Source organism: Megasphaera cerevisiae DSM 20462, from assembly GCF_001045675.1.
Taxonomy (GTDB): Bacteria; Bacillota; Negativicutes; order Veillonellales; family Megasphaeraceae; genus Megasphaera; species Megasphaera cerevisiae.
Window position 1 is genome coordinate 47,054 of the sequence record NZ_LEKT01000006.1, and the last position, 25,622, is coordinate 72,675.

Consider the following 25,622-nt stretch of genomic DNA (forward strand, 5'->3'; position numbering starts at 1 on the left):
TTATTCAGACTTCTGCCTCAATGCGTTTCATCATATCTTCAGCAAAAGCTTTGGCATCGGCTAAATCCGCTGCATCCGGATGTTTTGCGGCTTCAGCATGAAGCGCTTCCCGTTCTGGCGTTCTGCCATGCGGATGACCTGCCGGGAATTTTTGATACATCATTTCAATCAGCTTAGGATCAACCGCGCCTTGGCAAATAAACAGACCATCTGCCTTCTTGCCTTCAGGAAGAAGCGCTTCCCCATTTTTCAAGCATTCCGCAGCATGCTCTGATTTTGGATCGGCTCCCAATGTAGCAAAAATTGCGACATGCTTATTGCTTAGCACTTTGATAATATCTTGCGCGGCCTTATCAGCTGTCCCGCGGTCAACCCAATAGCCGATAAAAACACAATCATAACCTGCCAAGTCTTCCGGCGTTTCCGTGACAGATACGCAGGGCGTTCCTGCCGGAAGTCCGCCAGCAATAGCTTCTGCTACTTTTTTAGTGTTACCTGTGCGAGTTGAATACAAAACGATAGTACGCATACGATGCACCCCTTCTTTTAATTAATATAAATACACAATAGATGGACTAAAATAAGTCAGCTCTCCCCTGTAAGAAGGCCTAATGGCTGCCTGAATACCTTTGTAAAATAAATATGGTTTGAATTATTAAAATACCGGCAGTACTGGGCCCTCTTGCAGAAGAGAGCTGTTCATACATCTTTTAATTGAGAGCAAATGTAACCGTCGTATTCGCTGTAACGGTCTGCCCTGTCGGATTGGGATAGCTTCCCACAGCATATGCCGCATTTACGGCAGCCTGATCCAATGAGTTATTGCCCGACGAAGATACAACGGACACACTCGTTATATTGCCTCCGACATCCAAGGTAGTTTGAATGGTGACTGAACCGGTAATATTACATTTCAGTGCCATAAGCGGATACTGTTTGTTGCTATTGATAGCAGACCATAAGCCATCTGCATCAAAGGGTTGAGATCCTGTTCCTTCCACACCGCTGTTGCCGCTGCCCTGTCCGGAACCAGATCCTTCACCATATCCCTGTCCATCACCTGCACCGTCACCGGAACCGGTTCCCACACCGGTTCCATAGCCGCCGCCTGAACCACTGCCGGAGCCAGCTCCGGCAGCATTGCCGCCAGACGAAGTACCGCCTGAAGCAGCGGGAGCGCCACTGCTGACAGGGGTTGTGGTTGTTTCAGTCGGAATCGCATTCGAAGAAGGATCCGGTACGGCAGCCGGAGTCGGTTCCTGCTGCGTAGTGCTTTCTGTTGCCTGCTCTACTTTTTGCTGCACCTCTGATTCGGATAGCTTATCTGGAAAAAGAGCGCCGCTGCCACCGCCGCCGCCAGCATGACCGCTGCCCTGTCCCGAAGTATCACTGATATCCAGATTGACGACATAAAGTTCCTGTTCCTGATGCAGGGCCACACTACCTAACAATAACGTCGCAATGCCTATGACAGCAAGATGTGTGACAGCAGAATAAGCATATGCGCGTTTCCATGAAATTCCCTGCATAGCTGTCATCCCTTCTGCTGTGCTGCAATTGCCAGTCGTTTGACACCGGCGCTTTTAAGCATATCCATAACCGCCACGACCTGCCCATGGGCGGTCTGTTTATCAGCCTGTAAAATGACTGCTGCGTTGGCATTTTCTGACATATGCTTTTTCATCATGCCGGACGCTTCATCAATCGTGACAGGTTTATTATCTAACGTTATATGCCCTTCTGCATCGACCGTCAGAATAATGGGCATTTGTACAGGCGCCGAAGCACTTTGTGCCTGGGGAAGCTGCATCGACAGTGCTTTCTGTGCAATAGTCTGCAGGCTGTTCATCATAAAGAAAACGAGAAGAAAGAAAATAATATCAATCATAGGGATGATCATGAAAACAGGTTTCTTTTTCATTCTAGCATTTGTAAACATCAAGTCTTACCTCCCTATTTGATTTTTCTGGCATTTGTGACAGTAACACATAATTTTTCTGTATCCGTAACAATCGTATCAAGCTGATGATCAAAATACGTATATACACAAAATGCAATAATAGCAACACACAAGCCAGAGGCTGTAGCTACCAGCGCTTCGCCAACGCCGCCAGTAATAGCAGATGCGCCGGCACCGTTGTCCAAAACGCTGAATGTATTGATCATCCCAGTAACGGTCCCGAGAAGTCCAAGAAGCGGAGCAATCGTTACTGTTGCGCTGAGATAATCAAGATAGCGACGGAAGCCAACAGATTCCACCGTCATTTGTTCTTCAAAAGCATCCTTCATATTCTTTTCGTTGTCCCCATGCTGAAGTCCGCTGGAAATAATGCGGCTGATCGCCGTAGGGAATTTTTGACAAAACTGTTCAGCAACCTCCCATTGCTGACTTTTTACAGCATGGTCAATGCCGACAAAGAATTTTTTAGAATTCTTACGGTTGGCTTTGAAATAACAAAACCGTTCAATGGCAATCGCCACTGTAAACAAAGACAATGCCAGCAACGGATACATAACAATGCCGCCACTGTGAAATAAATGCAAAAAATAGGAAAATCCTTCCATCTCTTAACACTCCTTATCCCAAAACAACATGATAAAATCTATGTACACCTGCAATACAGGTATTCATCTACATATACATAGCGACAATAGAAACAAAAACCGTCCATAGCCCGATTGTATAAGCTATATTTTCCCACACACTGTCTTTTATATGAGAATTATCTTTTCGTGCCACCTCTATCTGCCTCCTATGTTCTTCAGTATCACCCATGAAAGTGATTATCATGCTCATATGATATCAACGAAATTTGATTCTGTCTACTCCATTCGGACGCAAAATGATCCATTCGGACATTTACTTTAAAAAAAGCGACCGAATTTTGAATTCCGCCGCCTTTCTTTTCCAACTTTTATTCATTTTTTTATAATGAAACAATAATATGAAAAATCAACGGTCCTTTTTCCTTTGTAATTCGGACCACTTCCGCATGGACAGGTGCCTCTTCATTTTCCAAATCCGTCAAAAACAGAATAAATGCTCCATAATATCCCTGCGCTTCTACTTCATAGGTATACTCACTGCGTGAAGCAGCCTGAAAAGACACGATCTGTACCCCCTGACGCACGGCTTTACGCTGTACAGTTTCCATTACCTCCTGTGCCGCATATTTAAGTGATTGCTGCAGCCATATTTTGCTATATCTGTCTTCTTTACGGACATAAGCTGCATAGGAACGTACCTTTTCGTTTGTTTTTTTCCATGTTTGCCATGATTGATATAACAGAACGCAGCAGACCAGCAATAGCCCCTGCAAACTGATCAAGATAGCACAAATGATGCCTTTTTGCTTTCGACTAATTCGGCTAAGGAGTATCATTTCTTTTTTCATCATACCCAAGCTCCACTTCCAATTGAAATTTGGTCATTCCGTCAGCCAGTTTTTGCAGCTTATTTGCAGTTACTGATTGTATGTCCGACTGCCGCCGCAGTATTTCCTGCCATTGCCTGACCGCTCCTGGTATTGCTTCATATCCATGCACCGACATATGGTTTCCTTGTACTTCAAGAACTTGAACAATCGCGCCGGCAGGCTTAGTATCGGCTAAACAAACAAGTACAGGAGGCCAATGGATACGCTTTTTTTCTTTTTCATTAACCGCCTCGCTCATATCACGCATTTTTTTCTCAGTCTTATTTTGCCGTATAACTTGCTGCTGAATGGGTGCTGACTGTTCTATGTAATATTGATATTCTTTTTCTTTCCATTGCTGAATAAGCATGCCGGTAATCAAAAGCCCCACAACCATGCATACCAATACGGATACCAAGGGAACAAATATACGGTCATACCTTTTTTTATTTTCTGTTTCCTGATAAGAAAACGGGATCAAATTCATTTTCACGCTGTCCACCTAAAACCCGGCTAAAAGAGCCGCCGGATATGCCAAATCCCATTTTTCAATCTGCTGTTCTACTAATTCCGCCAGACGGCACACGGACCACTTTTGGGTTTGTTCATCGAGCCATACCATGCGGCAGCAACTATTTTGTGCCGCTTGTCCTTCTATCAAATGCATACACTCCTCTGGAATCGTTGTGCCGCATCCATAGGATAGGGGAATCCCTTTTTTCAGAAAAACAACGTGTACTTTTTCCCTTGCAAGCAGATACAACGTTCCGATGCCGTCAGGACGCAACCGGCCCAGCAGCGCGGGCAGTGCATCAATGTTTCTGACTCTATTTCCAGTTCGTTGAATACCCTTTATAAAAGCCATAAGCGATGCCTCAGGATACGCTCCCAATATCCAATCATACGTTCCATCAGTATGTGACGTGCCTGCCAAACCTAAGTCGAAGGTGTATGCCGCTTCACTGTCGTTGATTCGTTCATCCCAAGCAGCCAGACTCCGTGCTTCCTGTATGTTACGAGTCGGCATAGCCTCTTTTTTCCATAGGAGACGCCGTCCGCCTATGACCAAGCATACACCATAGTCCCATAATCCATATGTACTCATAACATCAGCTATAACTTGTTCTATTTTTTGCGGTCTTTCCAGCCACAGCTGATCCTGCATATGAGTATACGTACAGCCTTGACAAAAAGATATGGCACCATACCATGTTGTCTGTTTTTTCAATACATATACGGCTGTATCCGAAGGCCAGATGATGACTGTTTTCCGAGAAAAAAGTGCCATTCCTTCTCCTCCTCAATATATTATTTTTTTGATAATAAATTTTGTTTTGTCCCCAGTCGAGGCTTGCCGCACTTCAAAACGCAGTGCGCAGGATCTTTCTGTCAGCGTCGTTTCGCCGCGTCCCACAGCGCGTACATATCCTTGAAAAGGTATCTGATGTATACCCGATTTGCAATAGATCTTTATTTTTTGTCTCGGTTCAGCCAGACCGTACGTATCAACAAAATCCCAGCTATCATTTGTTGGCACGTCCTGCCAACGGCGTTCCTGAAGCTCAGACCAGCTGATATGCAGCGCACTTTCAGACAGATATGTCAGCTGGATTGCCTCCATATATTGTCGGGAAGATTTCAAAAAACAAGCCGCCAGAGAAGCTGCGGCCAAAGCCATACAGATACAGACAGTCCCTATCCAAAGTATATAAAAAGTTATGAAACCATTTTTTTTTGTATTCAAAGACCTTCTTCCCCCCACTCTGCCGAAAGCGGTACGACCTTCATAATACATGGCCATTCCTGCCGGCTGCTTCGATCATACAATATAATGGCTACCTGAATCGTCTGTCCATTTACGGAAAAATAGGGTCGGTTTTCATACGGTCTCACAGAAATCCGGTCTTCTATGCTAATCGTATTCTGTGAACCTGTCAGAGGCTGCTCGCTGCCGTTACTCAAAATACGATATACCCGGCTGTTTTTAATTCTAAACCCAGTCTTCATATTCTGCTCATCCCGGCAGGTTATCATTGTCTCTAATACGACAGTGTTACTGGAAAAACGCAAAACACCGTACACTGTCTCATCCATAATCATGCCCTGCCGCGACAATTCTTCCCAGGCTTCGCCAGATCGAAAACGTTGAGCACTTTGAACCAGTACAGGCAAAAATGCGGCTAAAAGAATAACTGCGATGCACAGCACCGCCAATACTTCAGTCATGACAAAACCGTTACTGCCTTCCTCCGATGGGCGCAAGGCGCTTAAACCGATAAATTCTTCCATGCGGATCCGTCACCTCAACTTGGTATATTTTATAATATATATCCACCGGGCTAATGCGGATTCTTGCCGTGTAAGCGCGTCCGTCTGTATAAAAAGCATATGTATTCTCCATAGATTCCTGCCGGCGCGCCTCTTCCATGACGAGCCGGCCCACCATGGCCGCAGTTTGCATATCTCTGGCATATTGATATAGCATCAGCGTCTGCTGTGTCAGCATCAGGGATGACAGTATCATAATGCTGCCCACAGCGACTGCCATAACGGCATCTGCCAAAATGAATCCATTGGCTTTATTCGATCCGTATGCGTCCAGTCTGAACGGCCACGATAATACGGTGCTGATACGTTCCTTCCCGCTCTGCCACGGTAATCTGCATATTATTCTGCGGCCTTCCTTTACCATCAAATTTAATATCCTTTCGTGTGCCTCCCAGCGGAACGACCACACCGTCCGGATAGGCCCGCCGTTTGTGAACAATATACCGCTCCATAATGACGTACTCATTTTTCTGCAGAGAAAGTGTCCACGAATTCCCCTGCGCCATTCCGCTCGTCAGGGAATACTGTCGCATACGCTGCAAATCTATCGCAATTTCACGAGTCAGCACGTCTACTTCATGCCGGTTCTTGTTCCATGTCATCTGCGGCAACATAATGGCTGTCAATATCCCCAAAATACACAATGCCATCATTCCCTCTGTTAAAAAAAATCCATTAGTCTTCATGGCTGCCATCCCAGCCATGCGGCACAGGTCTGTCCGAAAAACAGGGCCAGCCACCACCCCGCAAGCAGGCAGGGACCAAAAGGCAGCATGGTCTGCCTTGCTCTGAACCAAATTACTCCGGCAGTAATCAAAGCAAAGAAAACCGCAAGGAGGATCATGACATAGGCCCCCTGTCCCGGGCAGCCCAGACACAGCGCCAGGGCCAGCTTGACATCACCAGACCCGAGACCGCGGGGATACAGGATATATATCCCTATAAACGCCAAGGCTATGGTCAGAACCGTCACGCCATCCGGGTGGACCAGGCCGGCTGCCCAAGCCGTGACATTGCTAACCGCAAACACCACTACAGCCCGATCCGGAATCCAAAACCAGCGAATATCCGTATATATAATGCCGGCAGTACACCCAGCTGCCAAAACAAGCCAGCTGCTCACCGCCCATGACCATATAATCGTATTTGTCCCATCTACCATTTACAGATATTCCTAACCAGCATTTTTTCTATTGGTTGCCGAATCATACATAACGTTTTCAAATGTTCCTGAAACAATTCCATTCTCATCAATGCCGTAAGCGGTTCCATCAGGGAGCGTCGGTTCAAACTGGAGATAGGATTTGCCGTTTGCATCTTTCGTCACTAAAGCAGAAATATTCGCAGGATATGTGCCGTTGTCGATTTCATAAAGAGCCGCCGCATTGCTGATTGTACGCAGGTCCGCTTCAATTTTGGCTATTTTGGCAGTTTTGCTGGCTGATGTAAATTTAGGTACAGCTACTGTTGCCAAAATCAATATAATACTGACCACGATAAGCATTTCCAGAAGGGAAAAACCGTTTCGTACCGGTTTCATTGTCTTAATCATTTTTTTTGTTTGAATAGAAAGCAACATGATGGAAAACTCCTTTCACGCACATGTATTATTTTAAGATATAATCCCTGCTGCCATATCCAACAAGGGAAGCAGCAGACAAAGAACCAATAATCCAATCATTGCGCCAACAAACAGCAGCATGACCGGGGCAAAAAGCTTTTGAACCGTTGCCGACCAGGACGCAATTCGCCAGCCGTAATAATCAGCAACTGACTGCAATGTTTCTTCATATTTCCCCGTCATTTCCCCTACAGACAGCATCGTTTCAATGTATGTTGTCCCAAATCGGCCTTGTTGAACGGCTTTACTGAAGGATACTCCATTTTCCAACCGGCGTGCAGCCTGCGCAGCCTGGCTGCGAAACCAATAGCTCGGCACGGCAGCGCCAGCTTCCTGAAGTGCCTGCAAAAGAGGAATACCGCTGGCGATTTGCATACTCAGCAGCTGACTGAAGCGCTGCCAGCATACTATAATACAGGCTCGGCGCAGATACGCTACCGAAAAAATTTGCTGTTCCAAAAATTCCCGTCTGACCGGCTTTTGCAAAAAAAATCCCACTCCGACTGTCAAGCCGGCAATACCCATCAAAAAAAAGATACCATAGGAACGAGTCAAGTGAACGAACTTCAGAATATATTGTGTAGGTACTGGCAGGGGAACCGCCATTTGCACAAACATCTCTTCAAAAACCGGCAGTATAAAAAATACGGCACCCGTAAACATCCCTATTGTACATATAATAAGAAAAACAGGATAAGCTAACGCGTTTATCAGTAAACGGCGCTGCTTTCCGATGTATTCATAATAATCACCCAAAATTTCAAATATTCTTTCCAAATTACCTGTATTTTCTCCGGCCTTTACCATATGACAGGCCATGATGGGAAACAGTCCGGACTGCGCCATGGCCTGAGATAGGATCATACCGCTTTCCATACGCTTTATGATTTCTTCCATACGCTGCCGCTGTTTTTTATGAGCTATATCCTGCATAAGCAGATGCCATGCCTGAACCAGCGTAACACCGGACTGTATCATAATACTAAGCTGATGAAACAGATACGCTGAGGTCAAATAAGTGAAGGAACTGACCTTTGGCCTAAAGCAAAGCAAAGGCTCCTTCTTCTCAACAGACACAATAGTCCAGCCTCGCTTTTCTGCTAACGCATATACCGCAGACGCTGCCGCCGCAGATATGCGGCAGGTAACGGTGCGTCCTTTTTTATCAGAAGCAACCACATCAAAGCGGGTCATGACCGCCTCCTGAACTGTTGTATGGCCTGTTCCATCGTGCGCATCCCCAATGCCGTGCCAGTTTGCATCACCGTAGGCAGCTGATGTTCACGGCCACTGCGAATAAGCTGCGCTACGGCCGGACTATGCAGAAGAATTTCTCTGATAATATACAATTCTTCGCCATCATACCCGCGCTGCTGTGCGACAATCGCCTGCAGCACCAACGCCAGCCGGCAGCGCAGTTCATCCTGCTCATCTCCGGGGTATGCGCCGGCAAGACGGCTTACTGCTTGCGCCGCCGACCGCGTATGGAGTGTAGAGAGTACCAGGTGCCCGGTCTCTGCCGCCGTAATCGCAGCATTCATAGTCTCTTTATCACGCATTTCTCCGACAAACAAAATATCCGGATCCTGCCGCAGCGCCTCTTGGACGCCTTCTCCAAATCCCTGAAAATGCCGCAGCCGTTCCCGCTGTGTAATAAGCGCTTTTTCTCCTGACAGGACATATTCGACGGGATCTTCAAGTGTAATAATATGACAAGGCTTCCTTTGGTTTACATATTGGAGTATTTGCCAAATAGTAGTTGTCTTACCGCTGCCCGTGGCTCCGCAAACTAAGACTAAGCCATCCTCCAAATCGCCTAATTGCCTAAAAAGAGCCTCGTCTCTGTCAGGCGGCAACGTATCCAGCGGGTACAGAATACGAATGACAACATGAAGTCCGGCATACTCGCGGCATACCTGCACGCGACAGCGCACGCTTTTATTCCAGGAAAATGCCAGACTCCCTGCTGCCGTCAATTCACAGCTCCCTCCCACGGATTGCAGCCATACATCGATATCATGACGGGTAACTGCAATATTGCCATCATGAAAAAGTCCCCGCACCAGTCGAAAAAACGGTGGCCGTCCTTCCTGCAAATGGATATCTGCCGCTTTTTTTTCGATTGCCCGGGATAGTACTTCACACACATTCATACGGCACCTCACATATCATAAATTCGTTCAATCTCCGCCCGGTCCGTTTTATTTTCCTGCAACGCTCGTTTAATCACAGCCTCCATGAAAACAGCGCCGTCTGCGGCAGCGGCTTTTCGTATATTGTGTATGCCGCCATTTTGCCGTATCGTCGCCCTAACATGCGTTTTGACAGGAATGATTTCACACAAGCAAAACCGCCCGGCATAGCCGCTGTTAAAGCAGTACGAACAACGCAGATCCGCGGCTGCTGCTTTATCTTCGTTCTGCCGCTTTCGTCCCAGGCATTGCGGGCAAAATCGCCGAGCCAGCCGCTGCGATGCAATTCCAATCAAAGCATCTGCTACCAGATACGGCTCTATCCCCATATCAATCAGCCGTACCGGCGCTTCAGCGGCGCTGGCCGCGTGAAGCGTCGTAAATACGAGATGCCCGGTCAAGGCCGCCCGAATAGCAATACGCGCAGTTTCCGCATCCCGGATTTCACCGATAACCAGAACATCCGGATCTTGTCGCAGCAAGGCGCGCAGACCGTTTTGAAACTCCAGTCCGCTTTTAGAATTAATCTGACTTTGAGAAATCCCCTGCAGCCGGTACTCTACCGGATCTTCCAATGTCGCGATACTGATTTCCGAGCTATGCAGTTCCTGTAACGCCGCGTAAAGAGTCGTTGACTTTCCGCTTCCTGTAGGGCCGCTTAGAATAAACAAACCGCTGTGACTGTGTATTAGCTGACGGAGAAGCCGCACCGTCTCCGGTTCCATTCCCAAACGATCCAGGTGAAGCGCTACGCTGCCGGCATCCAGCAGGCGGATAACCGTTTTTTCTCCCCGTATGGTCGGCATCGTACTGACTCGCATGTCAATCACCCGACCGTCCTTACGCCAGACCAGCCGTCCATCCTGCGGCAGCCGTTTATTTGCAATATCCAGCGCCGCCATAATTTTTATCCTGGCCGTTATCGTCTCCAGCGCTGTCTTTGGCAGTTCGCCTGCAGGAAACAGCACACCGTCCCGGCGAAAACGAATGCCAACGGTCTCCTGCAACGGTTCAATATGAATATCGCTGACTCCCAAACAGGCCGCATGCTGAAGAAGTGAATCAACAATTGTCTGTGCGGATCCTTCTAAAGAGATACGTTCCATTTCCCATGTCATACGTGCACATCCTTTATGATAAATGATACTAGCCATACTGTCATCCTAACACAGTTTGAAACCGGCTTTCGAAAACTTAATCTAATTTTAATGTTTTTTTTTCCTATTTTAATGTTTTTTTAATCATTTTTTAATCAGTCTCTCATTTTCGGGGGGAAAGCCTGTGTATTCCAGGCAGGTAATACTGGGAAGTTTTCAAATGACATGCTATGATAATAGAAAGATAAAACGAGAGGAGCCTTTATTATGGATGTATTAGAAGGTCTCAACGAGGCACAGCGTGAAGCGGTGCTTGACTTAGATCACAATATACTGCTCAGCGCACCTGCCGGGACGGGAAAGACAAGAATTTTAGCCTGCCGTACGGCTCAAATTCTTGCAGCGAAACGCGCCGAAGGAGCGCAAATTCTCTGCCTTACGTTTACCAACAGGGCCTGCAAGGAACTGCAGCGCCGTATCTTGACAATTGTAAAAGAAAAAGGCCTTGACGTCATTGTCAAGACCATACATAGTTTTTGTTACAGCATATTGAAAGAAGAAACCAAACATACCGCCGCTATATTTAGTGACTTTCTTGTATATGATGATCCGGACTGCAAAACCATCATCAGCACCCTTACGGCATCCGCCCCAGTCCCTCTCTATGAATCCAAAAAATTGCAAAAGCTGCAGAACTTTATCGAACAAATAAAAAAATTCCGTGTCCTTAACGGCCCCTGCACTCGTAATAGGCAGGAAGACTACGCCAGTGCCGTTCATACGCTGCTTTGCGACAGCTGCCAGGTACAGAAACTGTGCCGTAACTATGACGGTTCCTACGACACGGCCATGGAGCAATGGCTGGCAACAAACGGGCTGACGCTTCTCTGCCAGTATGATGCGGCCCTGTCCGCCAATCATGCCGTCGATTTTGCCGATCTCATCACCGGCGTATGCGAGCTTTTTCATGACCCAGAAATTTGCCGGCGCTGGCGTGAACGTTTTGCATATATATCTGTTGATGAAATGCAGGATACCAGTGAAATTGAGTACGCACTGATATCCCAGCTCTTCCCGGGACGCAACATTCTTTTATGCGGCGATTACTTCCAGACAATATATGAATGGCGCGGTTCCTATCCTGACCTGATTCTACGTCGTTTTACGGAAAGCTATAAGCCGCGCCGCATTACCTTTACCGTTAATTATCGCTCTACACAACTGTTACTTCACGCAACGGCTGCTTGTCTTGTCAATCTTTTTGGACCGCCAGCGGCATCTGTACGGTCTGTAGCAGCTGCTTCAGACCCAGGCCTGCCTATCATCGTTCATGAAGCGGCCCAGTTCATGGATGAAGCACGTTGGATTTTTCAGGAAATCCTCAAGCTGCCACCAACGGATTGGCCCCATATCTGTATCATGACACGCACGAATCCCCAAAACAAGCAGATTTGGAACGGTGTCCGTTCTCACAACGAAACCCTCCCGCCTGATCGCCGCCTCCCCTTTACTATGATTGATCAATTTCAGCTTTTCAAGCGGCAGGAAAGCAAAGACGTGATTGCCTTTCTGCGTCTTCTGATCCATAAAAATGATACGATAAGCTTAACAAGAATCTTGAAACGTTTCTCAAGTCGTATCGGATCCCGAACTATCATGGCAATTGAAAGCCCTTCATACCATCAGCTGGGAATTCGTCTTACTGACTTTATTGATCCATCCGCACATACCTTTCATGATCCGTTCGGTCTTCTCTTACACGCGCTGGAGCAGGAACGGATTGTGGTTTTTGATGTAGAAAGCACCGGCACGGATATTATTCATGACGAAATTATCCAAATTGCCGCTATCAGACTGAATACACAGGGCAGAACAGCAGAGAAATTCACTGCCTATGTCCGCCCCAGCCGCAATGTCGGCACCTCCTTTTACGTCCATCATATCAGCGACGAACAACTGGCCCGCGACGGCAAAGATCCCCGCATTATTTTACCAGCCCTCCTCGATTTCATCAAAGATGGGGTTATCGTAGGTCATAATGTAACATATGACCTGTCCATTTTGCATAGCGAGCTGCGCCGTCTGCATATTCCTGCTCCTGCAGGCTTGCCCTATTACGATACGCTTGACCTATTCCGGCGATTTTATCCTAATCTTCCTAATCATACATTAAGCTTTCTAAGTACTTATTTTGCTCTTGACGACAAACCTAGCCATGACGCCTTAGACGACATTCTGGCCACGGCTGCCCTGCTTCGCTATGCAATCCGTCAGCACATACGCCCGCAAACCGGACAGCGCTGCGCCGCTATGGCAATATATTTACCGCTGTTCCGTCCCGTGAGCCAAGAAATGCAGCAGCTTTACAGGCAATCCTATGTTAAACGCCCTTACGAAATGATCAGTGCCGTGATGAATGACTGCCGCATAAAAGAATATTATGAAAAGCACGCAGATAGAACTGACGGGGAAAATCATATTGACCGCATTGAAAATATCCGCAGGCTGTACCGCGTTGCCCAGGAAACAGACTCACCTGATAAAGACCCGCGTGATTGTCTGAATGAATTTATTCAAATGACAGCACTGTCCAACAGCGAACTCGACAGTCTGCTTGAAAAAAAGCCCCAAATCCCGATTATTACAATTCATCAGGCCAAGGGACTCGAATTTACATATGTATTTTTAGCCGGACTTCAGGAAGGAACATTTCCTTTGTCCCGTTCACAGTCCGGCCGCGAATTGGAAGAAGAGAAGCGGCTTTTTTACGTAGCTGTTACACGGGCCAAAAAGCGTCTGTACCTATCCTGGCACCGGCAGGATGGTAGCCATCGCCGCCAACCCAGCCGTTTTATTGCGGCCATTCCAGACTCATACAAAGAAATACAACCATAAGCCGCCTATACCGTAATCATTCCAGTCAATCCCAAAATCAGTCCCAGCACCCCGGACCCAAGAAGTATCTGAATAACACTCTTCTTTTTACGGACGGCGATAAGTGCCAATATAAGAATACCCAGACATCCGGCACTAAAATTGCTGAAATCGTGAGGCATCGTTTCCGTATTCCAAAGCGCCAGAAAAATAAAGCCTATGCTGGCTGAACAAATGAGTGCCACAACAGCGGGGCGCAACCCATTCAGTACCCCGCGGATCGGCCCGATATCACCATATTTTAAAACTAATTTTGATAACAGAATCCCGATAAACAGCGAAGGCGTAACAAACCCGGCAGTAGCGCAGACCGCACCGCCTAATCCGGCAATTTTTGTACCGGCAAAGGTAGCCGCATTAATTCCGATTGGTCCCGGCGTCATCTGTGAAATCGTAAAAATATCGACAAATTCACTCATGCTGAGCCAATGATAGGTGTCAACTACACTGGCCCGAATCAGCGGCATCGATGCGTACCCGCCGCCGACACAAAAAATACCGATTTTGCAAAATTCAAAAAAAAGCAGTCCGTATATCATGGTCATCCTCCTCAATTATATTTTGCCGCCCGCAGAACCAAAAGACCGATAAGGCCATCGATAATAACCAGCAGCATCACGTTAAAATTAAAGAAAGCACTGCCAATAAACGTCGTCAAAATAATAAGCAGAGGCAGGAGAAGTTGTTTTTTGATCTGTTTGACCAATAAATCAATACCAACATTGACAATTAACGCCGTTGCACCGCACTGCATCCCCCGGAGAATCAGCCTGATCACATGACTTTGAACAAAATAATCATAGCAATACGAAATCACCGTCAGCGTAATAAGCGGCGGCAGCACCGTCGCTACCAACGCAATCAGCGTCCCGGCAATACCTGCCATGCGGTATCCTAAAATAACGGCGCTGTTGACAGCAACAACTCCCGGCATGGACTGGGCAATTGCCACCATGTCGAGCGCATCTTTATCCGTAATCCATTGGTATTCGTCAACATATTTTGCCCTCAGCAGCGGAATAATGATAAATCCGCCCCCGATGGTAAAAGCACTGATCATAAAGGTTGACTTAAAAAGCGTCCAGAAGAAACGGAGATTTTTATCAGGACGTTCATGGCGTTGTTCTTTCATAAATATACTCCAGTATCCGCCGGTACGGATGCGCAATCATTGTATTGCGTGTACCCCGGCATCCTTTATTTATTTTCCTTTATTTCAGTTTTCTGATCCGTTGCTTCTTTAGTTTCGCTCTTTACGACATCCGCCTTTTCAGCATTGTCTGTTTTATTGATCTCTTCTTTAAATTCACGCAGGCTTGTGCCCAGTGCCCTCCCCAATCCGGAAACTTTTTTGCCGCCAAATAAAAGCAGGACAAGCAGCAGGATAATAATAATTTCTTGCGCACCTAAATGCATAATCATACCTTCCTTCACAAAAAAACTTTGATTAGCTCTATTGTATCATTGTCACGCAAAATAAAAAAGAGCATAAAAATAATTGGGCGTTCTATATACCAGCGACCAAACCGCGCTTATGTATCGCCATGAAATCGATAGCCAGCACCCCAAACTGTTTCAATATACCGGGGATGAGACGAACTTGTCTCAATTTTTTCACGAATCCGATTCACATGGACAGATACGGTAGCCGTCTCTCCCATCGCTTCTGTGCCCCATACCCGGTTAAAAAGCAATTCCTTACTAAACACGATGCCGGGATTTTTAGCCAAAAAAAGTAACAACTCAAATTCTTTATTCGGAAGCAAAATTTCCTTATCTCGTAAAAATACACGATGAGCCCCTTCATCAATTGCCAGTTCGCCGCAATGTAAAATATCACTGCGGCTTTCTTTGGACGTCAGTTGTTCATACCGCGACAAGTGTGCCTTAACGCGGGCAACCAATTCGTTGGGGCTAAACGGCTTGGCAATATAATCATCGGCGCCCAACCCCAGTCCCCGTATTTTGTCAATATCCTCCTGACGCGCCGATACCAATAAAATAGGAATGTTTTTATGCTCTCTGATATGCCGGCAAATTTGAAATCCATCCTGTCCCGGCAGCATAATATCAAGCAAAATCAAATCAAAGGAATGCTCTAACGCTGTTTTTTCACCTGCCATTCCATCTGTAGAAATATCAACAGTAAACCCGTTAGCTTCCAGATAATCCCGCTCTAATTCAGCGATTCCCCTATCATCCTCAATAATCAACACTTTTTTCATGCTGTGCTCCTTTCACCTCGGGCAAATCAATACATATTGTGAGACCATGGGGAATCGTTCTCTCCGCCCATATACGTCCCTTCATTTCCCTGACAATTTGATTTACTACTGCCAATCCCAACCCGCTCCCTTTGGCAACATCTGTTCTGGCCTTATCTGTTCGGTAAAAGCTTTCAAAAATTTGCGACAGCTCTTCTGTACGCACCCCCGGGCCGTCATCCATAAATATCAGCCGTATCCGCTTATCTTCTACTCTTTGTACATGAATCTGTAAATGCCCATATACCTCTTTTTTATATTTTATGCTGTTCGCGATAATATTTTCGACAACGCGCTGAAATTGAGTCCGATCAATGGAAACCATCGCCCGAGACGTGTCGCGTTGGAAGGAAAGTATCATTCCGCAGCCGCGAAAATGCTCATCCTGTTCACTGATATAATCATCGAGATAGGTGCATATATCGACAGTTTCCCAGTGAAACGGAATTTGTCCCAAGTCGAGCTTAGAAAACAAAAACAGTGTCTGTACTAATCGTCCCATATTCTTGGATGTATCCAAAATCATCTGTAAATAATGCTTCCTCTTTTCCGGTGTATTGGCAATTCCATCAATAAGCCCACAGGTATACCCTTCTATCTTCGTCAGCGGTGTCGATAAGTCATGGGAAATACCGGCAATCAATTCTTTCCGATTATGGTCATATTTATTGCGGGTCTCCTCTGCTGCTTTCAACTGCAGACGCATTTTCTCAAAAGCCCGGCAGGTATCGCCAATTTCATCATAATTTCCGGCAACAACAGGATGATCTAAATTACCCTGACTGATATCATCAGCAATATTGCGTAAATTTTCCAGCGGCCTGATAATTTGTATCGCCAGCCATCGCGACAAATATAACCCAATAAATACGGTTAACAGCAGGGCAATCAAAAAAACTGCATAAAAAGCTATTTTTAAAACATCTTTAGATTCAAGGTTAAAAAACTCATCAGAATGCCGGATAGGAACATCTCCGACTACGGCAAAACGTACATTTGTTTTATCTGACAGATAGTGAAATACCAAGCCTGTATCTGACCAGGAAATAGCCGCATTTTCAGATGGCCGTTCCTGGTATGCCCGTTCCATTACTGCGTCAGCATCACTGCTGCGGGTATGATACAGCAGCATATCTCCTTGATAAATGGCTACCTTCAGCCCTTGCTCCTCTAAATGATTGCTGGATTGTTTCAGCCGGTTCAGGCTTCCCGCATACTGATCCGCCCGTACCCGAAGACGACTTAGTTCAAACTGAATGGAAAGTGTCGATCCACTTTCCGGCCATATAAAGGAAATAATACTAGCTCTGTTGATGTTGCCAAACTGCAAGGATAAAAATATAGCAATACTCAAGGTCAATAAAAACATAACCGGAATAAAAATCATAATGAAATTAGAAAGAAGAAGCCTTTTTCGTATAGGCAAATCCCGTATTTTCATATATACTCCTGCCTCACTCTATTTAAAATACCATAAAAGTTTTCTGCCGATTCACAAAGAATATACTCACACGTACATGAGTATAGTATATAAAACGAAGTTAAATATTCTATAAACAAAGCAAAAAAAATATACAAAGCACGATGGAATCATGCCACCCACCCATGTTCCGAAAAACAAGCAGATCTGCTTCCTATTTCTTTGGTTTAAACTTTTTTTACAATTAAAACATTATAGAACATAATTATAGCAGATTTCATATCTGTATAGTAAACTTATTTTTTCAAAAGAGAAAAAAGCAATATGGCCCTGTTTTTTAATACAAAAAGCATTAATTTTTAATTTGACAACACGTATTATTAGTGTTACTATTAAATGCAACAACAAGATAAAGAATTCATCCAGAGCAGCTGAGGGAATGGCCCTATGAAGCTGCGGCAACCCCCTAGCGGGAAGGTGCTAATTCCAGCGGAGTGTTCCGGCAGATGAAAGGAATGTATACAATGTTTGGCCGCCATCTGTTGACGGCTTTTTTTGTTGCTGTAAATTTATGTGTTTTATTATACATAACAAATCTTCACATAGGAGTTGATACTGTGATTAAACTGGAAAATATTACCAAGACATACGGCGGTAAAGCGCAGGTCCACGCACTGAAGGGAATAAATCTGACAATTCAGGACGGTGAGATCTTTGGTATTATAGGAAAAAGCGGTGCCGGAAAATCAACACTGGTACGCTGCATCAACATGCTGGAAAAACCAACCAGCGGCAATGTTATGATTGATGACAAAATGATGACCCACATGACCGATTCACAGCTGCGGGCAGAACGAAAAAACATAGGCATGATATTTCAGCACTTTAATCTTCTTTCATCTCGTACGGTTTTTGACAACATTGCGTTTCCGTTGGAACTGATCGGTGCGTCCAAAGACGGTATCAAGAAAAAAGTAGCCGACCTGCTTGAATTAGTCGGTCTGACAGACCGGCAGTTTAATTACCCTTCCCAACTTTCAGGCGGCCAAAAACAGCGTGTCGGTATTGCTCGGGCTCTGGCCAGTGATCCAAACATTCTTTTATGTGATGAAGCGACGTCGGCATTAGACCCGCAAACGACAAAATCTATTTTATCACTATTAAAGGATATAAATAAACGCCTGAATATCACAATTGTTATTATTACTCATGAAATGGCTGTTATCAAAGAAATATGCAATCGTGTTGCGGTTATCGAAGGCGGCATTATTAAAGAAGAAGGACGGGTTGTTGACGTCTTCACCAATCCGCAATCCCAGACGATGAAGGACTTTGTCAAATCGGTCATCAATATAGAACTTCCCAAAGGCATCACCATGCTCGGTGTCACCGATCAGCCGGCACCGGATAGAAATATGCTGGTCCGCCTCCGCTTTAAAGGTGCCGCTACCAACGACCCTGTCGTCGCCGCCGTTGTCCGCAAGTTCAATACCAACGTCAGTGTTCTCTACGGCAATATTGACTATATTCAGGATGAACCATTTGGATATCTCATTATCGTCATTATGGGTGATATGGAAACCCAGGCAAAGGCATTTGCTTATATCAAAGAATTACCAATCGGAAGTGAGGTTTTAGGCTATGTCCCAAGAAATCATTAAATTAATGCTCCAAGGTATTGAAGAAACGCTTTTTATGGTATCTGTTTCTACCATCATCGCAGCAATTATCGGCATTCCTCTCGGCATTACCTTAGTTATAACCGGCAAGGGACATATTCTGGAAAATCGCGTTATGAATCAGATTTTAGGAACTATTGTCAATATTATTCGTTCGGTTCCTTTTATTATCCTGATGGTAGCTATCATTCCGCTGACCCGTCTTATTGCCGGCACCTCCATCGGTACAACGGCAGCCTGCGTTCCCTTGACAATCGTGGCTATCCCTTTTCTCAGCCGCCTTGTTGAAACATCCATCCGCGATGTGGACTTTGGTCTTGTCGAAGCGGCGGAATCTATGGGGGCTTCCCCTTTCCAAATTATTCACAAGGTTCTGATCCCTGAAGCTTTGCCTACTATTATCAACAACATTACCGTCCTCATCGTCAATCTGATCGGCGCGTCAGCTATGGCCGGTGCTATCGGCGGCGGCGGTTTGGGTGATATTGCTATCCGCTACGGGTATCAGAGATTCCGTGCAGATGTCATGCTTGCCACAATCATTATTCTCATTGTCGGAGTTAATTTGATCCAGGCGATCGGCGACTTCGCAGCCCGCAAGAAAAACAAAAAATAAGAAAGGAAAACCTATTATTTATGAATACCTATATCAAACGGGCGTTTGCCTTCGCTGCCCTTGCCTCTGTATGCCTTTTTGCCGCAGGTTGCGGCAATACAGACAGTACAGGAAGCACACCAAAAGAAAAAAAAGAAATTACCATCGGTGTTACGCCGGGACCACACGCTGACATTATGGAACAAGTAAAAAAAGAAGCAGCGAAACAGGGAATTATGATCAAAATCATGGAGTTTTCTGATTATGTTACACCGGACGTAGCCTTGTCCAATAAAGAAATTGACATGAACTCCTACCAGCACAAGCCCTACATGGATAATCTGGTAAAAGATAAGGGCTTGAAAATCACCGCTATCGGCCAGACAATTATTGCACCAATCGGTCTATATTCACATAAAATCAAAAGTCTGGATGAAGTAAAAGAAAGCGACACAGTAGCCGTCCCAAATGATCCGACAAACGGTGCCCGCGGGCTCCTGCTCTTGCAAAAAGCCGGTTTTATTAAAATACAAGACGGCGTTACATATCCGACGGTAACAGATATTACAGAGAATAAAAAGAATTTAAAAATCAAGGAATTGGACGCTGCCCAGATTCCCCGTTCTCTTGATGATGTAACCTTTGCTGCCGTCAACACCAATTATGCGTTGGATGCCGGACTGAATCCGGTCACGGATGCCTTACTCCGTGAAGATAAAGACTCACCGTATACCAATATCTTAGCCGTACACGAAGATGATAAAGATAATCCCACATTAAAAAAGATTGTGGAAATATATCATTCCGACGTGATCAAAAATTACATTACAGACCATTATAAGGGCGCATTCATTCCAGCTTTCTAATTGGATATACTAAAAAACGAACTATTTCACCACAGAAAGCAGTTCGTTTTTTAGTATCATTCCACTCGTATATTAACGGTAACGCTCTTTATTCTCTATATAATTTTTGCTATAATATAAAAGATAAGCATTTAAGGATTTCAATGAACAGAGGTGCATTATGACAGCTATTTCTGAAAAGACAAAAGAATCTTTTATTGACAGTTATCCTGAATTTGAAAAAGCATGTCACGCTTTTTTCCGTCAGGAATTGGCCCCCAATATATACAAGGGGATTTCCGGAAAATTTGGCAGCTATGCGGAACGAGGCGCAAAAAGCGGCATGATTCGTCTTCGCTTTCCCGGCGGGCGTATTACCAGAGACCAGATACACTATCTTTCGACGGCAATGCAGCAGCATGATCTGCAATATGTCCACTTTACAACCGGCCAGACAATCCAGTTCCACCATCTTTCTGGTGAAACGATTCTGACCATGTACAAAGAATGTTTTGATCACGGCATCTATTGTATCGGCGGCGGCGGTGATAATCCGCGAAATGTTACGGCCAGCCCGCTTCGCGGTATTGATCCGAAAGAATATTTTGATATTTCGCCCTATGTCAATGCCGCATCAGATTATGCATTGACGCTGATTCCTCAGCTGCATTTACCACGAAAATATAAAATTGGTTTTTCCAACGGCACGGACAATGAAGGACATGCCACATTTAAAGACCTGGGGTTCTTAGCCAAGGAAAATGGGCTCTTTGATGTGTATGCTGCAGGCGGTCTGGGAGCGGGAAATCCCCGTCTCGGCCTGAAGGTAGGCGAAAATGTAGAACCTAAGGATATATTATATTATGTAGATGCCTTTGGGCAGATATTTATGGCCTATGGCGATTATGAACATCGTGCCAAGGCACGTTCCCGCTTTATGCCTACCCATCTTGGCGATAAAGAATTTCACACGATTTTCCAAACGTATTTAGCTGAATCCAGAAAAAAAGATTTGGATATCACACCGGAATATACAAAAATCACAAAAGAAGGTTCTGCGGCTGCAGCATCTCCTGAAAATCCACGTATTCATCCACAGCGTCAATCCGGGTTATATTATGCGGAATACCATCCCATTGCCGGTACGCCAGACCGAACGGTATTTTTCAAGGTACTGCAGTTTCTAACACATACAGAAGGTACCGAAATCCGGCTTAATACAGATGAAACGATGTACATCATCAATCTGACGATACAGGAAGCTGAAGAAATCGCGCGTCTGACACAGTCTGACGCGGCCGCTAATGCTTTTGAAAAGTCGGTTTGCTGCATTGGTGCTTCCATTTGCCAACAGGGGCTGCGTGACTCCCATGGTATGCTGACCCGCCTCGTCCATCAGCTTCGCAAAGACGGCGTACTGACAGATGTGCTGCCTCAAATTCACATATCCGGCTGTCCTTCTTCATGCGGTACACATCAGATTGGCTCCCTTGGCTTTCGCGGTGCCGCAAAAAAAACGGCTGCGGGAATGAAACCGGCCTTTGCTGTTTTTACTGGCGGTGCCTATAAAGCAACACAGGAAAGTCTGGGAGAACAGGCAGGAGTCATAACAGAGGATGCTATTCCTGCGTTCCTCACGGCACTTTGCCACGTTCTGGAAGACAGCGGTCAATCTTTTACTGACTGGCATGCCGGCCATGCGGAAGAATTTACAGTACTTCTCAGTCAATTCGAATAAGATAAATAATGCCCTTGCCGCACAGAGCGGCAAGGGCATTATTTATCTATGAATCAACGCAGAAGAGACATTCTTCCCGTCAGTGCGTTGACCTTTTTCTTCTCACCGCACAGAGCCAATCCTATGTACCGCAACTGTGTTTCGCAGGTTTTTTCCATTTTTTTTACAAATTCATAATAGGTTTTGCAATGCTGGGCCAAATCGGAGAAATCAACAGTCAAGATATCCTGAAAATCCTCAGTATACAGCGTTTTCCGTATCTCCCGAATTTCTTTTACAGAGCTTTGCAAAACAGGAACGGGAAATTCAATAATACCGAGATGAGCCTGCCCGCTTCCATCCCATACATCCTGTCCGACAACTTCGGGAAGTTTCTTTCCCAACGTAATTCCCAAAATAGCGGCTGTATTGGCAATAATCCCCAACGGGAGATTTTCGTCAATTATCATAACGCATTTTTGATTTTGTATATTCATTCGTACCCTCTTTTCATTTTTTATATTTTTCCAGAAAGATATCATGATACATCCGCGGAGATAACCCCATAAAACGGCTAAAGCAATTTGTAAAATGACTTTGATCGGAAAATCCAGTCTGCAGTGCTGCTTCCATAGGACCGACACCTTTTTCTAACAATTTTTTAGCCTTATTAATACGAACATTCAGTAAATACCCATATGGCGTAATTCCTTTTTCCCGGGTAAAGGCTCGCAGTAATGTAGATTTGCTCAGACCGGCATAATCACATATTTCGGTTAAGCTAAGCGGTGCCGCGAAATGTTGCTCTATAAAAAACACATGTTTTCTCGATTTCATCCTGACACACTGGAATACACACGGTAAACGGGCAGCTATATTTTTGCAGCACTTGCGACAACAAAAACAGCAGTTGTTCATCTTTGCCAAATTCACAAATTCTCGTCATCACCATATCATGCAGCGTTTCCATATAATGTGCAATTTCACCATCTCTGGCGACATGCCGGGAAAAAACAGGAAGCTGGCTGATTCCGGTAGTTTCTCTGGATAAATCCAGCATCATCTCCTGTGAAATATTAAATCCCCGGTAGACTAATTTTTGTGTTCCTTCTTGCACGCAAATATGATTATCACCCGGATTAAGCAGCACAATATCACTTTTGTGCAAAACATACTCTTCTTGCCGGCACGTAAGACGCCGGTTTCCTTCTTCCATCAGTCCCAAAACATAATATTCATGAAAATGATTAGGAAACGACTGTATAATGCCATCAAATCGATACGCTTCTATATGCAGCGTATCATCATATACAGCACTTCTTGTTTTCTGCGCCACATTCTTTCATCCTCCCTTCCCTTCCTGTCCCGTTATTATACTATATACTGACAGATTTCGCCTTGTAAAATATCTCCATACTATAACAGCCGTCATTCCATAGAAAATTTTTTCTGCAGAATGACGGCTGTATTCCATTTTTTAAAAGGATTCATATTCACCCGTTTGACGTTTTCCCGACGTTTTTTTAGAAATATAGGATCCCAAAACAACCGGATATCCTTTACGTACCATTATATCCTTTAAATATTGTAAATGAGGACAGGGAGGCCGATGATAGTTATCTGAACAAACACAAGACGCAAAATGTACGACCACATCGTCTTTGTTCTCACCGCTGCGACGCAAATGGTGTGTCACATCTTCAAACTTAGCGGCTAATTGAGCACCGCAGCAGCCGCCGCAGGTAATAAGCATATAACGCGTATCTGAACCATAAGCGGAAAATGTTCCTTCCCGCTTATAAAAGGCATTCATACAATTATAGCCGCTGCACCGATTCATGACCAAATGACACTGTACAACAATAATAAGCTTACTCATACTGACCCCTCCCAAAAACACCCTGCTGTCTGATTTTTATATTTCATTATACCTGCCCGTCTTTTCTCCGTCAATATAGACCCAACAGACTCTCCGAAAAACCAAACGTACAACACAGCCCCAACTATCCTCCCCAAGATACCGGGGTTGTCTTTACGTATCATCGCCCCGCTTTTTTCATTGTATGCTGCACATAAAAATAGCATCCCGAAGTAAATAAACAGGCCGCAATCCAACAAATAGGACTGGCATAGCAAATTCCTAAAAAGCCCCACATACCGGCAAGAATAAATGCTGACACAGCTCGCAAAACTAATTCTAAAATACTGCTGATAAGGGGAACACTCGATATCCCCATCCCCTGAAGGGCATTGCGATATACAAAAATCTGACCAAGAAAAAAATAAAAAGGAACTGACAGAGATAAGTACAGTGTAGCCTGTTCCATAAGCAGCTCATCATAGTCAGTCGTAAAAACACTGATAAGTTCATGACTGTAAAAAAACATCCCGGCAACAGCAAACGCACAAAAAACAAAAGATACCAGGGAACATTGGCGCACGCCCTTGCGAATACGGTCATATTTCCCAGCTCCGTAATTTTGAGCCGCATATACAGCCATCGCAATACCAAACGAAATCATAGGTTGCAAGGCCAGCTGTTCGATCCGTGTTGCCGATACAAAACCGGCAATCGTTTCTGGCCCGAAGGTATTGCACACGGATTGGATTGCCAAAATTCCCAGTGATATAATCGTAAACTGTGCCGCCATGGGAAGTCCCAGCCGCAGGTGCTGCCATGCAAAGGATGCATCAAAATGCCAATCACTTCGCTTAAAGTGCAGCATGGGAAATCGCTTGGCCATATAAGCAAAACAAAGAACAGCTGATACGCCCTGCGCAATAACGAGCGCAATAGCCGACCCCGCTACTCCCCAGCCAAACTGTGTAATAAACAGCAAGGCTAAAAAAACGTTCAAAATAGATGATAAAATCAAAAAATACAAGGGCGTCCGGCTGTCTCCCAGGGCCCGGCAGATACAAGACAAGAGATTGTACATCATCATCGCAATAATGCCATAGGCAATAATGCTTATATAATGGTATGAATCATTATAAAGTTCATCAGATATATTCATAATCGCCAGCAAAAAAGGCAGACACAAGGAAGAAAGAATTGTTAAAATAATCGTGATGATAACAGACAGCATAGCCGCCATAGCCGCCGAGCGGCGAACTCCGGCTTCATCTCCGGCTCCAAACCGCTGTCCTGTGACTACGGAAAAGCCAGAAGCCAAGCCAATAGTCAAGCCCAGCAAGGCCATAAACAACGGAGCCGACGCTCCGACAGACGCCAAAGCATGAACACCAATAGTACGTCCCACAATAATAATATCTGCAATATTATAAAACTGTTGAAATATATTACCAATTAAAAGAGGAATCATAAACGTTACAATCAGCCTGATAGGATTTCCCTCTGTCATATTGCGAACCATGTACACACTCCTTTAACCTAAAAAAAAATAGAATAATTCGAATCATACCATAATGCCATTATTTTTTTCAGGCAGTGCTATTATTATAACATAGCCCTATTAAAAAACAAGAAGAGATAAAATGTATATTTTTAAGA

General features: G+C 45.0%; 31 protein-coding genes and 1 riboswitch. Of the genes, 5 read left to right on the plus strand and 26 right to left on the minus strand.

From position 1 onward, the window contains the following. Nucleotides 1-4: 4 nt before the first annotated feature. The 16 genes from AB840_RS03000 to AB840_RS03075 all read right to left on the minus strand — a co-directional run bounded on the left by AB840_RS03000 (nucleotide 5) and on the right by AB840_RS03075 (nucleotide 10,675). Nucleotides 5-529, minus strand: a complete 525-nt coding sequence (locus AB840_RS03000; RefSeq protein WP_048513353.1) for a flavodoxin family protein — start codon at nucleotides 527-529, stop codon at nucleotides 5-7. Nucleotides 530-710: 181 nt separating this feature from the next. Further along, entirely contained in the window at nucleotides 711-1,529 is an 819-nt protein-coding gene (locus AB840_RS03005; protein ID WP_048513395.1) for a TonB family protein, read from the minus strand. 5 nt (nucleotides 1,530-1,534) lie between these two features. After that, nucleotides 1,535-1,939, minus strand: coding sequence for an ExbD/TolR family protein (locus AB840_RS03010; protein WP_048513354.1), 405 nt, complete (start codon nucleotides 1,937-1,939; stop codon nucleotides 1,535-1,537). A gap of 14 nt (nucleotides 1,940-1,953) precedes the next feature. Beyond that, nucleotides 1,954-2,565 (minus strand): MotA/TolQ/ExbB proton channel family protein, encoded by a 612-nt coding sequence (locus tag AB840_RS03015; protein ID WP_048513355.1) that lies wholly within the window; start codon nucleotides 2,563-2,565, stop codon nucleotides 1,954-1,956. 362 nt (nucleotides 2,566-2,927) lie between these two features. Continuing rightward, nucleotides 2,928-3,398: a hypothetical protein gene (locus tag AB840_RS03020; RefSeq protein WP_143745033.1), complete on the minus strand. Its 471-nt coding sequence runs from the start codon at nucleotides 3,396-3,398 to the stop codon at nucleotides 2,928-2,930. Beyond that, complete coding sequence (locus AB840_RS03025) at nucleotides 3,370-3,903, minus strand: hypothetical protein (RefSeq protein ID WP_048513357.1); 534 nt, start codon at nucleotides 3,901-3,903, stop codon at nucleotides 3,370-3,372. Before AB840_RS03025 ends, AB840_RS03020 begins: the two co-directional genes overlap by 29 nt. A gap of 15 nt (nucleotides 3,904-3,918) precedes the next feature. Next, on the minus strand, nucleotides 3,919-4,704 hold the full coding sequence (locus tag AB840_RS03030) for a hypothetical protein (RefSeq protein WP_048513358.1): 786 nt from the start codon (nucleotides 4,702-4,704) through the stop codon (nucleotides 3,919-3,921). A gap of 12 nt (nucleotides 4,705-4,716) precedes the next feature. After that, entirely contained in the window at nucleotides 4,717-5,160 is a 444-nt protein-coding gene (locus AB840_RS03035) for a hypothetical protein (protein ID WP_048513359.1), read from the minus strand. After that, the gene (locus tag AB840_RS03040; protein WP_143742657.1) at nucleotides 5,157-5,705 is read right to left on the minus strand and encodes a hypothetical protein; all 549 of its coding nucleotides are present in this window, start codon (nucleotides 5,703-5,705) and stop codon (nucleotides 5,157-5,159) included. The genes AB840_RS03035 and AB840_RS03040 overlap by 4 nt, the downstream gene beginning before the upstream one ends. Further along, the gene (locus AB840_RS03045) at nucleotides 5,653-5,964 is read right to left on the minus strand and encodes a hypothetical protein (protein ID WP_048513361.1); all 312 of its coding nucleotides are present in this window, start codon (nucleotides 5,962-5,964) and stop codon (nucleotides 5,653-5,655) included. The genes AB840_RS03040 and AB840_RS03045 overlap by 53 nt, the downstream gene beginning before the upstream one ends. 31 nt (nucleotides 5,965-5,995) lie before the next feature. Continuing rightward, entirely contained in the window at nucleotides 5,996-6,430 is a 435-nt protein-coding gene (locus AB840_RS03050; RefSeq protein WP_048513362.1) for a pilus assembly FimT family protein, read from the minus strand. Beyond that, nucleotides 6,427-6,906, minus strand: coding sequence for a prepilin peptidase (locus AB840_RS03055; RefSeq protein ID WP_048513363.1), 480 nt, complete (start codon nucleotides 6,904-6,906; stop codon nucleotides 6,427-6,429). The genes AB840_RS03050 and AB840_RS03055 overlap by 4 nt, the downstream gene beginning before the upstream one ends. Before the next feature lie 12 nt (nucleotides 6,907-6,918). Further along, on the minus strand, nucleotides 6,919-7,323 hold the full coding sequence (locus tag AB840_RS03060; RefSeq protein WP_234984814.1) for a competence type IV pilus major pilin ComGC: 405 nt from the start codon (nucleotides 7,321-7,323) through the stop codon (nucleotides 6,919-6,921). Between the two features lie 33 nt (nucleotides 7,324-7,356). Continuing rightward, nucleotides 7,357-8,559 carry a type II secretion system F family protein gene (locus AB840_RS03065; RefSeq protein WP_048513364.1) on the minus strand — a complete coding sequence of 401 codons (1,203 nt, stop codon included), beginning with the start codon at nucleotides 8,557-8,559 and terminating at the stop codon, nucleotides 7,357-7,359. After that, nucleotides 8,556-9,518, minus strand: coding sequence for a type IV pilus twitching motility protein PilT (locus tag AB840_RS03070; RefSeq protein WP_048513365.1), 963 nt, complete (start codon nucleotides 9,516-9,518; stop codon nucleotides 8,556-8,558). Before AB840_RS03070 ends, AB840_RS03065 begins: the two co-directional genes overlap by 4 nt. Nucleotides 9,519-9,526: 8 nt before the next feature. After that, complete coding sequence (locus tag AB840_RS03075) at nucleotides 9,527-10,675, minus strand: GspE/PulE family protein (protein WP_234984813.1); 1,149 nt, start codon at nucleotides 10,673-10,675, stop codon at nucleotides 9,527-9,529. A 246-nt stretch (nucleotides 10,676-10,921) separates the two neighbouring features. On the opposite strand from AB840_RS03075, the gene AB840_RS03080 reads away from it, so the two are divergent. Next, a complete protein-coding gene (locus AB840_RS03080; RefSeq protein WP_048513366.1) occupies nucleotides 10,922-13,549 on the plus strand; it encodes a 3'-5' exonuclease in 2,628 nt (875 codons plus the stop codon). A 5-nt stretch (nucleotides 13,550-13,554) separates the two neighbouring features. Here the strand turns inward: AB840_RS03080 and AB840_RS03085 are convergent, their stop codons facing one another. From AB840_RS03085 to AB840_RS03105, 5 genes are all read right to left on the minus strand, one after another. Continuing rightward, nucleotides 13,555-14,127 (minus strand): chromate transporter, encoded by a 573-nt coding sequence (locus tag AB840_RS03085; RefSeq protein WP_048513367.1) that lies wholly within the window; start codon nucleotides 14,125-14,127, stop codon nucleotides 13,555-13,557. Nucleotides 14,128-14,138: 11 nt separating this feature from the next. Continuing rightward, the gene (locus tag AB840_RS03090; RefSeq protein WP_048513368.1) at nucleotides 14,139-14,720 is read right to left on the minus strand and encodes a chromate transporter; all 582 of its coding nucleotides are present in this window, start codon (nucleotides 14,718-14,720) and stop codon (nucleotides 14,139-14,141) included. 65 nt (nucleotides 14,721-14,785) lie between these two features. Next, entirely contained in the window at nucleotides 14,786-15,004 is a 219-nt protein-coding gene (locus AB840_RS03095; protein WP_048513369.1) for a twin-arginine translocase TatA/TatE family subunit, read from the minus strand. Nucleotides 15,005-15,120: 116 nt separating this feature from the next. After that, nucleotides 15,121-15,813, minus strand: coding sequence for a response regulator transcription factor (locus tag AB840_RS03100; RefSeq protein ID WP_048513370.1), 693 nt, complete (start codon nucleotides 15,811-15,813; stop codon nucleotides 15,121-15,123). Then, the gene (locus AB840_RS03105; protein WP_048513371.1) at nucleotides 15,791-17,293 is read right to left on the minus strand and encodes a sensor histidine kinase; all 1,503 of its coding nucleotides are present in this window, start codon (nucleotides 17,291-17,293) and stop codon (nucleotides 15,791-15,793) included. The genes AB840_RS03100 and AB840_RS03105 overlap by 23 nt, the downstream gene beginning before the upstream one ends. Before the next feature lie 394 nt (nucleotides 17,294-17,687). After that, a riboswitch (SAM riboswitch) is annotated at nucleotides 17,688-17,785 on the plus strand. A gap of 104 nt (nucleotides 17,786-17,889) precedes the next feature. On the opposite strand from AB840_RS03105, the gene AB840_RS03110 reads away from it, so the two are divergent. The 4 genes from AB840_RS03110 (at nucleotide 17,890) to AB840_RS03125 (ending at nucleotide 22,129) form a co-directional block, all read left to right on the plus strand. Next, complete coding sequence (locus AB840_RS03110; protein WP_048513398.1) at nucleotides 17,890-18,933, plus strand: methionine ABC transporter ATP-binding protein; 1,044 nt, start codon at nucleotides 17,890-17,892, stop codon at nucleotides 18,931-18,933. Next, a complete protein-coding gene (locus AB840_RS03115) occupies nucleotides 18,914-19,567 on the plus strand; it encodes a methionine ABC transporter permease (RefSeq protein ID WP_048513372.1) in 654 nt (217 codons plus the stop codon). The genes AB840_RS03110 and AB840_RS03115 overlap by 20 nt, the downstream gene beginning before the upstream one ends. A gap of 20 nt (nucleotides 19,568-19,587) precedes the next feature. Continuing rightward, entirely contained in the window at nucleotides 19,588-20,412 is an 825-nt protein-coding gene (locus AB840_RS03120) for a MetQ/NlpA family ABC transporter substrate-binding protein (RefSeq protein WP_048513373.1), read from the plus strand. 160 nt (nucleotides 20,413-20,572) lie between these two features. Beyond that, the gene (locus tag AB840_RS03125; protein ID WP_048513374.1) at nucleotides 20,573-22,129 is read left to right on the plus strand and encodes a nitrite/sulfite reductase; all 1,557 of its coding nucleotides are present in this window, start codon (nucleotides 20,573-20,575) and stop codon (nucleotides 22,127-22,129) included. A 53-nt stretch (nucleotides 22,130-22,182) separates the two neighbouring features. Here AB840_RS03125 and AB840_RS03130 read toward each other — a convergent pair whose 3' ends face one another. The 5 genes from AB840_RS03130 to AB840_RS03145 form a co-directional block, all read right to left on the minus strand. Beyond that, nucleotides 22,183-22,605 carry a DUF2000 domain-containing protein gene (locus AB840_RS03130; RefSeq protein ID WP_048513375.1) on the minus strand — a complete coding sequence of 141 codons (423 nt, stop codon included), beginning with the start codon at nucleotides 22,603-22,605 and terminating at the stop codon, nucleotides 22,183-22,185. Nucleotides 22,606-22,618: 13 nt separating this feature from the next. Beyond that, nucleotides 22,619-22,927, minus strand: a complete 309-nt coding sequence (locus tag AB840_RS17510) for a helix-turn-helix domain-containing protein (RefSeq protein ID WP_200809876.1) — start codon at nucleotides 22,925-22,927, stop codon at nucleotides 22,619-22,621. Then, on the minus strand, nucleotides 22,890-23,444 hold the full coding sequence (locus tag AB840_RS03135) for an AraC family ligand binding domain-containing protein (RefSeq protein ID WP_200809875.1): 555 nt from the start codon (nucleotides 23,442-23,444) through the stop codon (nucleotides 22,890-22,892). The genes AB840_RS17510 and AB840_RS03135 overlap by 38 nt, the downstream gene beginning before the upstream one ends. A gap of 141 nt (nucleotides 23,445-23,585) precedes the next feature. Next, nucleotides 23,586-23,987: a CGGC domain-containing protein gene (locus tag AB840_RS03140; RefSeq protein ID WP_048513376.1), complete on the minus strand. Its 402-nt coding sequence runs from the start codon at nucleotides 23,985-23,987 to the stop codon at nucleotides 23,586-23,588. A gap of 160 nt (nucleotides 23,988-24,147) precedes the next feature. Beyond that, nucleotides 24,148-25,485 carry an MATE family efflux transporter gene (locus AB840_RS03145; protein WP_048513377.1) on the minus strand — a complete coding sequence of 446 codons (1,338 nt, stop codon included), beginning with the start codon at nucleotides 25,483-25,485 and terminating at the stop codon, nucleotides 24,148-24,150. Between the last annotated feature and the right edge of the window lie 137 nt (nucleotides 25,486-25,622).

What these genes read in the sequence shown, in the direction of transcription:
- AB840_RS03000 (WP_048513353.1), bottom strand. Translation starts at nt 529, where the DNA reads ATGCGTACTATCGTTTTGTATTCAACTCGCACAGGTAACACTAAAAAA.
- AB840_RS03005 (WP_048513395.1), bottom strand. Translation starts at nt 1,529, where the DNA reads ATGCAGGGAATTTCATGGAAACGCGCATATGCTTATTCTGCTGTCACA.
- AB840_RS03010 (WP_048513354.1), bottom strand. Translation starts at nt 1,939, where the DNA reads ATGTTTACAAATGCTAGAATGAAAAAGAAACCTGTTTTCATGATCATC.
- AB840_RS03015 (WP_048513355.1), bottom strand. Translation starts at nt 2,565, where the DNA reads ATGGAAGGATTTTCCTATTTTTTGCATTTATTTCACAGTGGCGGCATT.
- AB840_RS03020 (WP_143745033.1), bottom strand. Translation starts at nt 3,398, where the DNA reads ATGATGAAAAAAGAAATGATACTCCTTAGCCGAATTAGTCGAAAGCAA.
- AB840_RS03025 (WP_048513357.1), bottom strand. Translation starts at nt 3,903, where the DNA reads ATGAATTTGATCCCGTTTTCTTATCAGGAAACAGAAAATAAAAAAAGG.
- AB840_RS03030 (WP_048513358.1), bottom strand. Translation starts at nt 4,704, where the DNA reads ATGGCACTTTTTTCTCGGAAAACAGTCATCATCTGGCCTTCGGATACA.
- AB840_RS03040 (WP_143742657.1), bottom strand. Translation starts at nt 5,705, where the DNA reads ATGGAAGAATTTATCGGTTTAAGCGCCTTGCGCCCATCGGAGGAAGGC.
- AB840_RS03045 (WP_048513361.1), bottom strand. Translation starts at nt 5,964, where the DNA reads ATGGCAGTCGCTGTGGGCAGCATTATGATACTGTCATCCCTGATGCTG.
- AB840_RS03050 (WP_048513362.1), bottom strand. Translation starts at nt 6,430, where the DNA reads ATGAAGACTAATGGATTTTTTTTAACAGAGGGAATGATGGCATTGTGT.
- AB840_RS03055 (WP_048513363.1), bottom strand. Translation starts at nt 6,906, where the DNA reads ATGGTAGATGGGACAAATACGATTATATGGTCATGGGCGGTGAGCAGC.
- AB840_RS03060 (WP_234984814.1), bottom strand. Translation starts at nt 7,323, where the DNA reads ATGTTGCTTTCTATTCAAACAAAAAAAATGATTAAGACAATGAAACCG.
- AB840_RS03065 (WP_048513364.1), bottom strand. Translation starts at nt 8,559, where the DNA reads ATGACCCGCTTTGATGTGGTTGCTTCTGATAAAAAAGGACGCACCGTT.
- AB840_RS03070 (WP_048513365.1), bottom strand. Translation starts at nt 9,518, where the DNA reads ATGAATGTGTGTGAAGTACTATCCCGGGCAATCGAAAAAAAAGCGGCA.
- AB840_RS03075 (WP_234984813.1), bottom strand. Translation starts at nt 10,675, where the DNA reads ATGACATGGGAAATGGAACGTATCTCTTTAGAAGGATCCGCACAGACA.
- AB840_RS03080 (WP_048513366.1), top strand. Translation starts at nt 10,922, where the DNA reads ATGGATGTATTAGAAGGTCTCAACGAGGCACAGCGTGAAGCGGTGCTT.
- AB840_RS03085 (WP_048513367.1), bottom strand. Translation starts at nt 14,127, where the DNA reads ATGATATACGGACTGCTTTTTTTTGAATTTTGCAAAATCGGTATTTTT.
- AB840_RS03090 (WP_048513368.1), bottom strand. Translation starts at nt 14,720, where the DNA reads ATGAAAGAACAACGCCATGAACGTCCTGATAAAAATCTCCGTTTCTTC.
- AB840_RS03095 (WP_048513369.1), bottom strand. Translation starts at nt 15,004, where the DNA reads ATGCATTTAGGTGCGCAAGAAATTATTATTATCCTGCTGCTTGTCCTG.
- AB840_RS03100 (WP_048513370.1), bottom strand. Translation starts at nt 15,813, where the DNA reads ATGAAAAAAGTGTTGATTATTGAGGATGATAGGGGAATCGCTGAATTA.
- AB840_RS03105 (WP_048513371.1), bottom strand. Translation starts at nt 17,293, where the DNA reads ATGAAAATACGGGATTTGCCTATACGAAAAAGGCTTCTTCTTTCTAAT.
- AB840_RS03115 (WP_048513372.1), top strand. Translation starts at nt 18,914, where the DNA reads ATGTCCCAAGAAATCATTAAATTAATGCTCCAAGGTATTGAAGAAACG.
- AB840_RS03120 (WP_048513373.1), top strand. Translation starts at nt 19,588, where the DNA reads ATGAATACCTATATCAAACGGGCGTTTGCCTTCGCTGCCCTTGCCTCT.
- AB840_RS03125 (WP_048513374.1), top strand. Translation starts at nt 20,573, where the DNA reads ATGACAGCTATTTCTGAAAAGACAAAAGAATCTTTTATTGACAGTTAT.
- AB840_RS03130 (WP_048513375.1), bottom strand. Translation starts at nt 22,605, where the DNA reads ATGAATATACAAAATCAAAAATGCGTTATGATAATTGACGAAAATCTC.
- AB840_RS03140 (WP_048513376.1), bottom strand. Translation starts at nt 23,987, where the DNA reads ATGAGTAAGCTTATTATTGTTGTACAGTGTCATTTGGTCATGAATCGG.
- AB840_RS03145 (WP_048513377.1), bottom strand. Translation starts at nt 25,485, where the DNA reads ATGGTTCGCAATATGACAGAGGGAAATCCTATCAGGCTGATTGTAACG.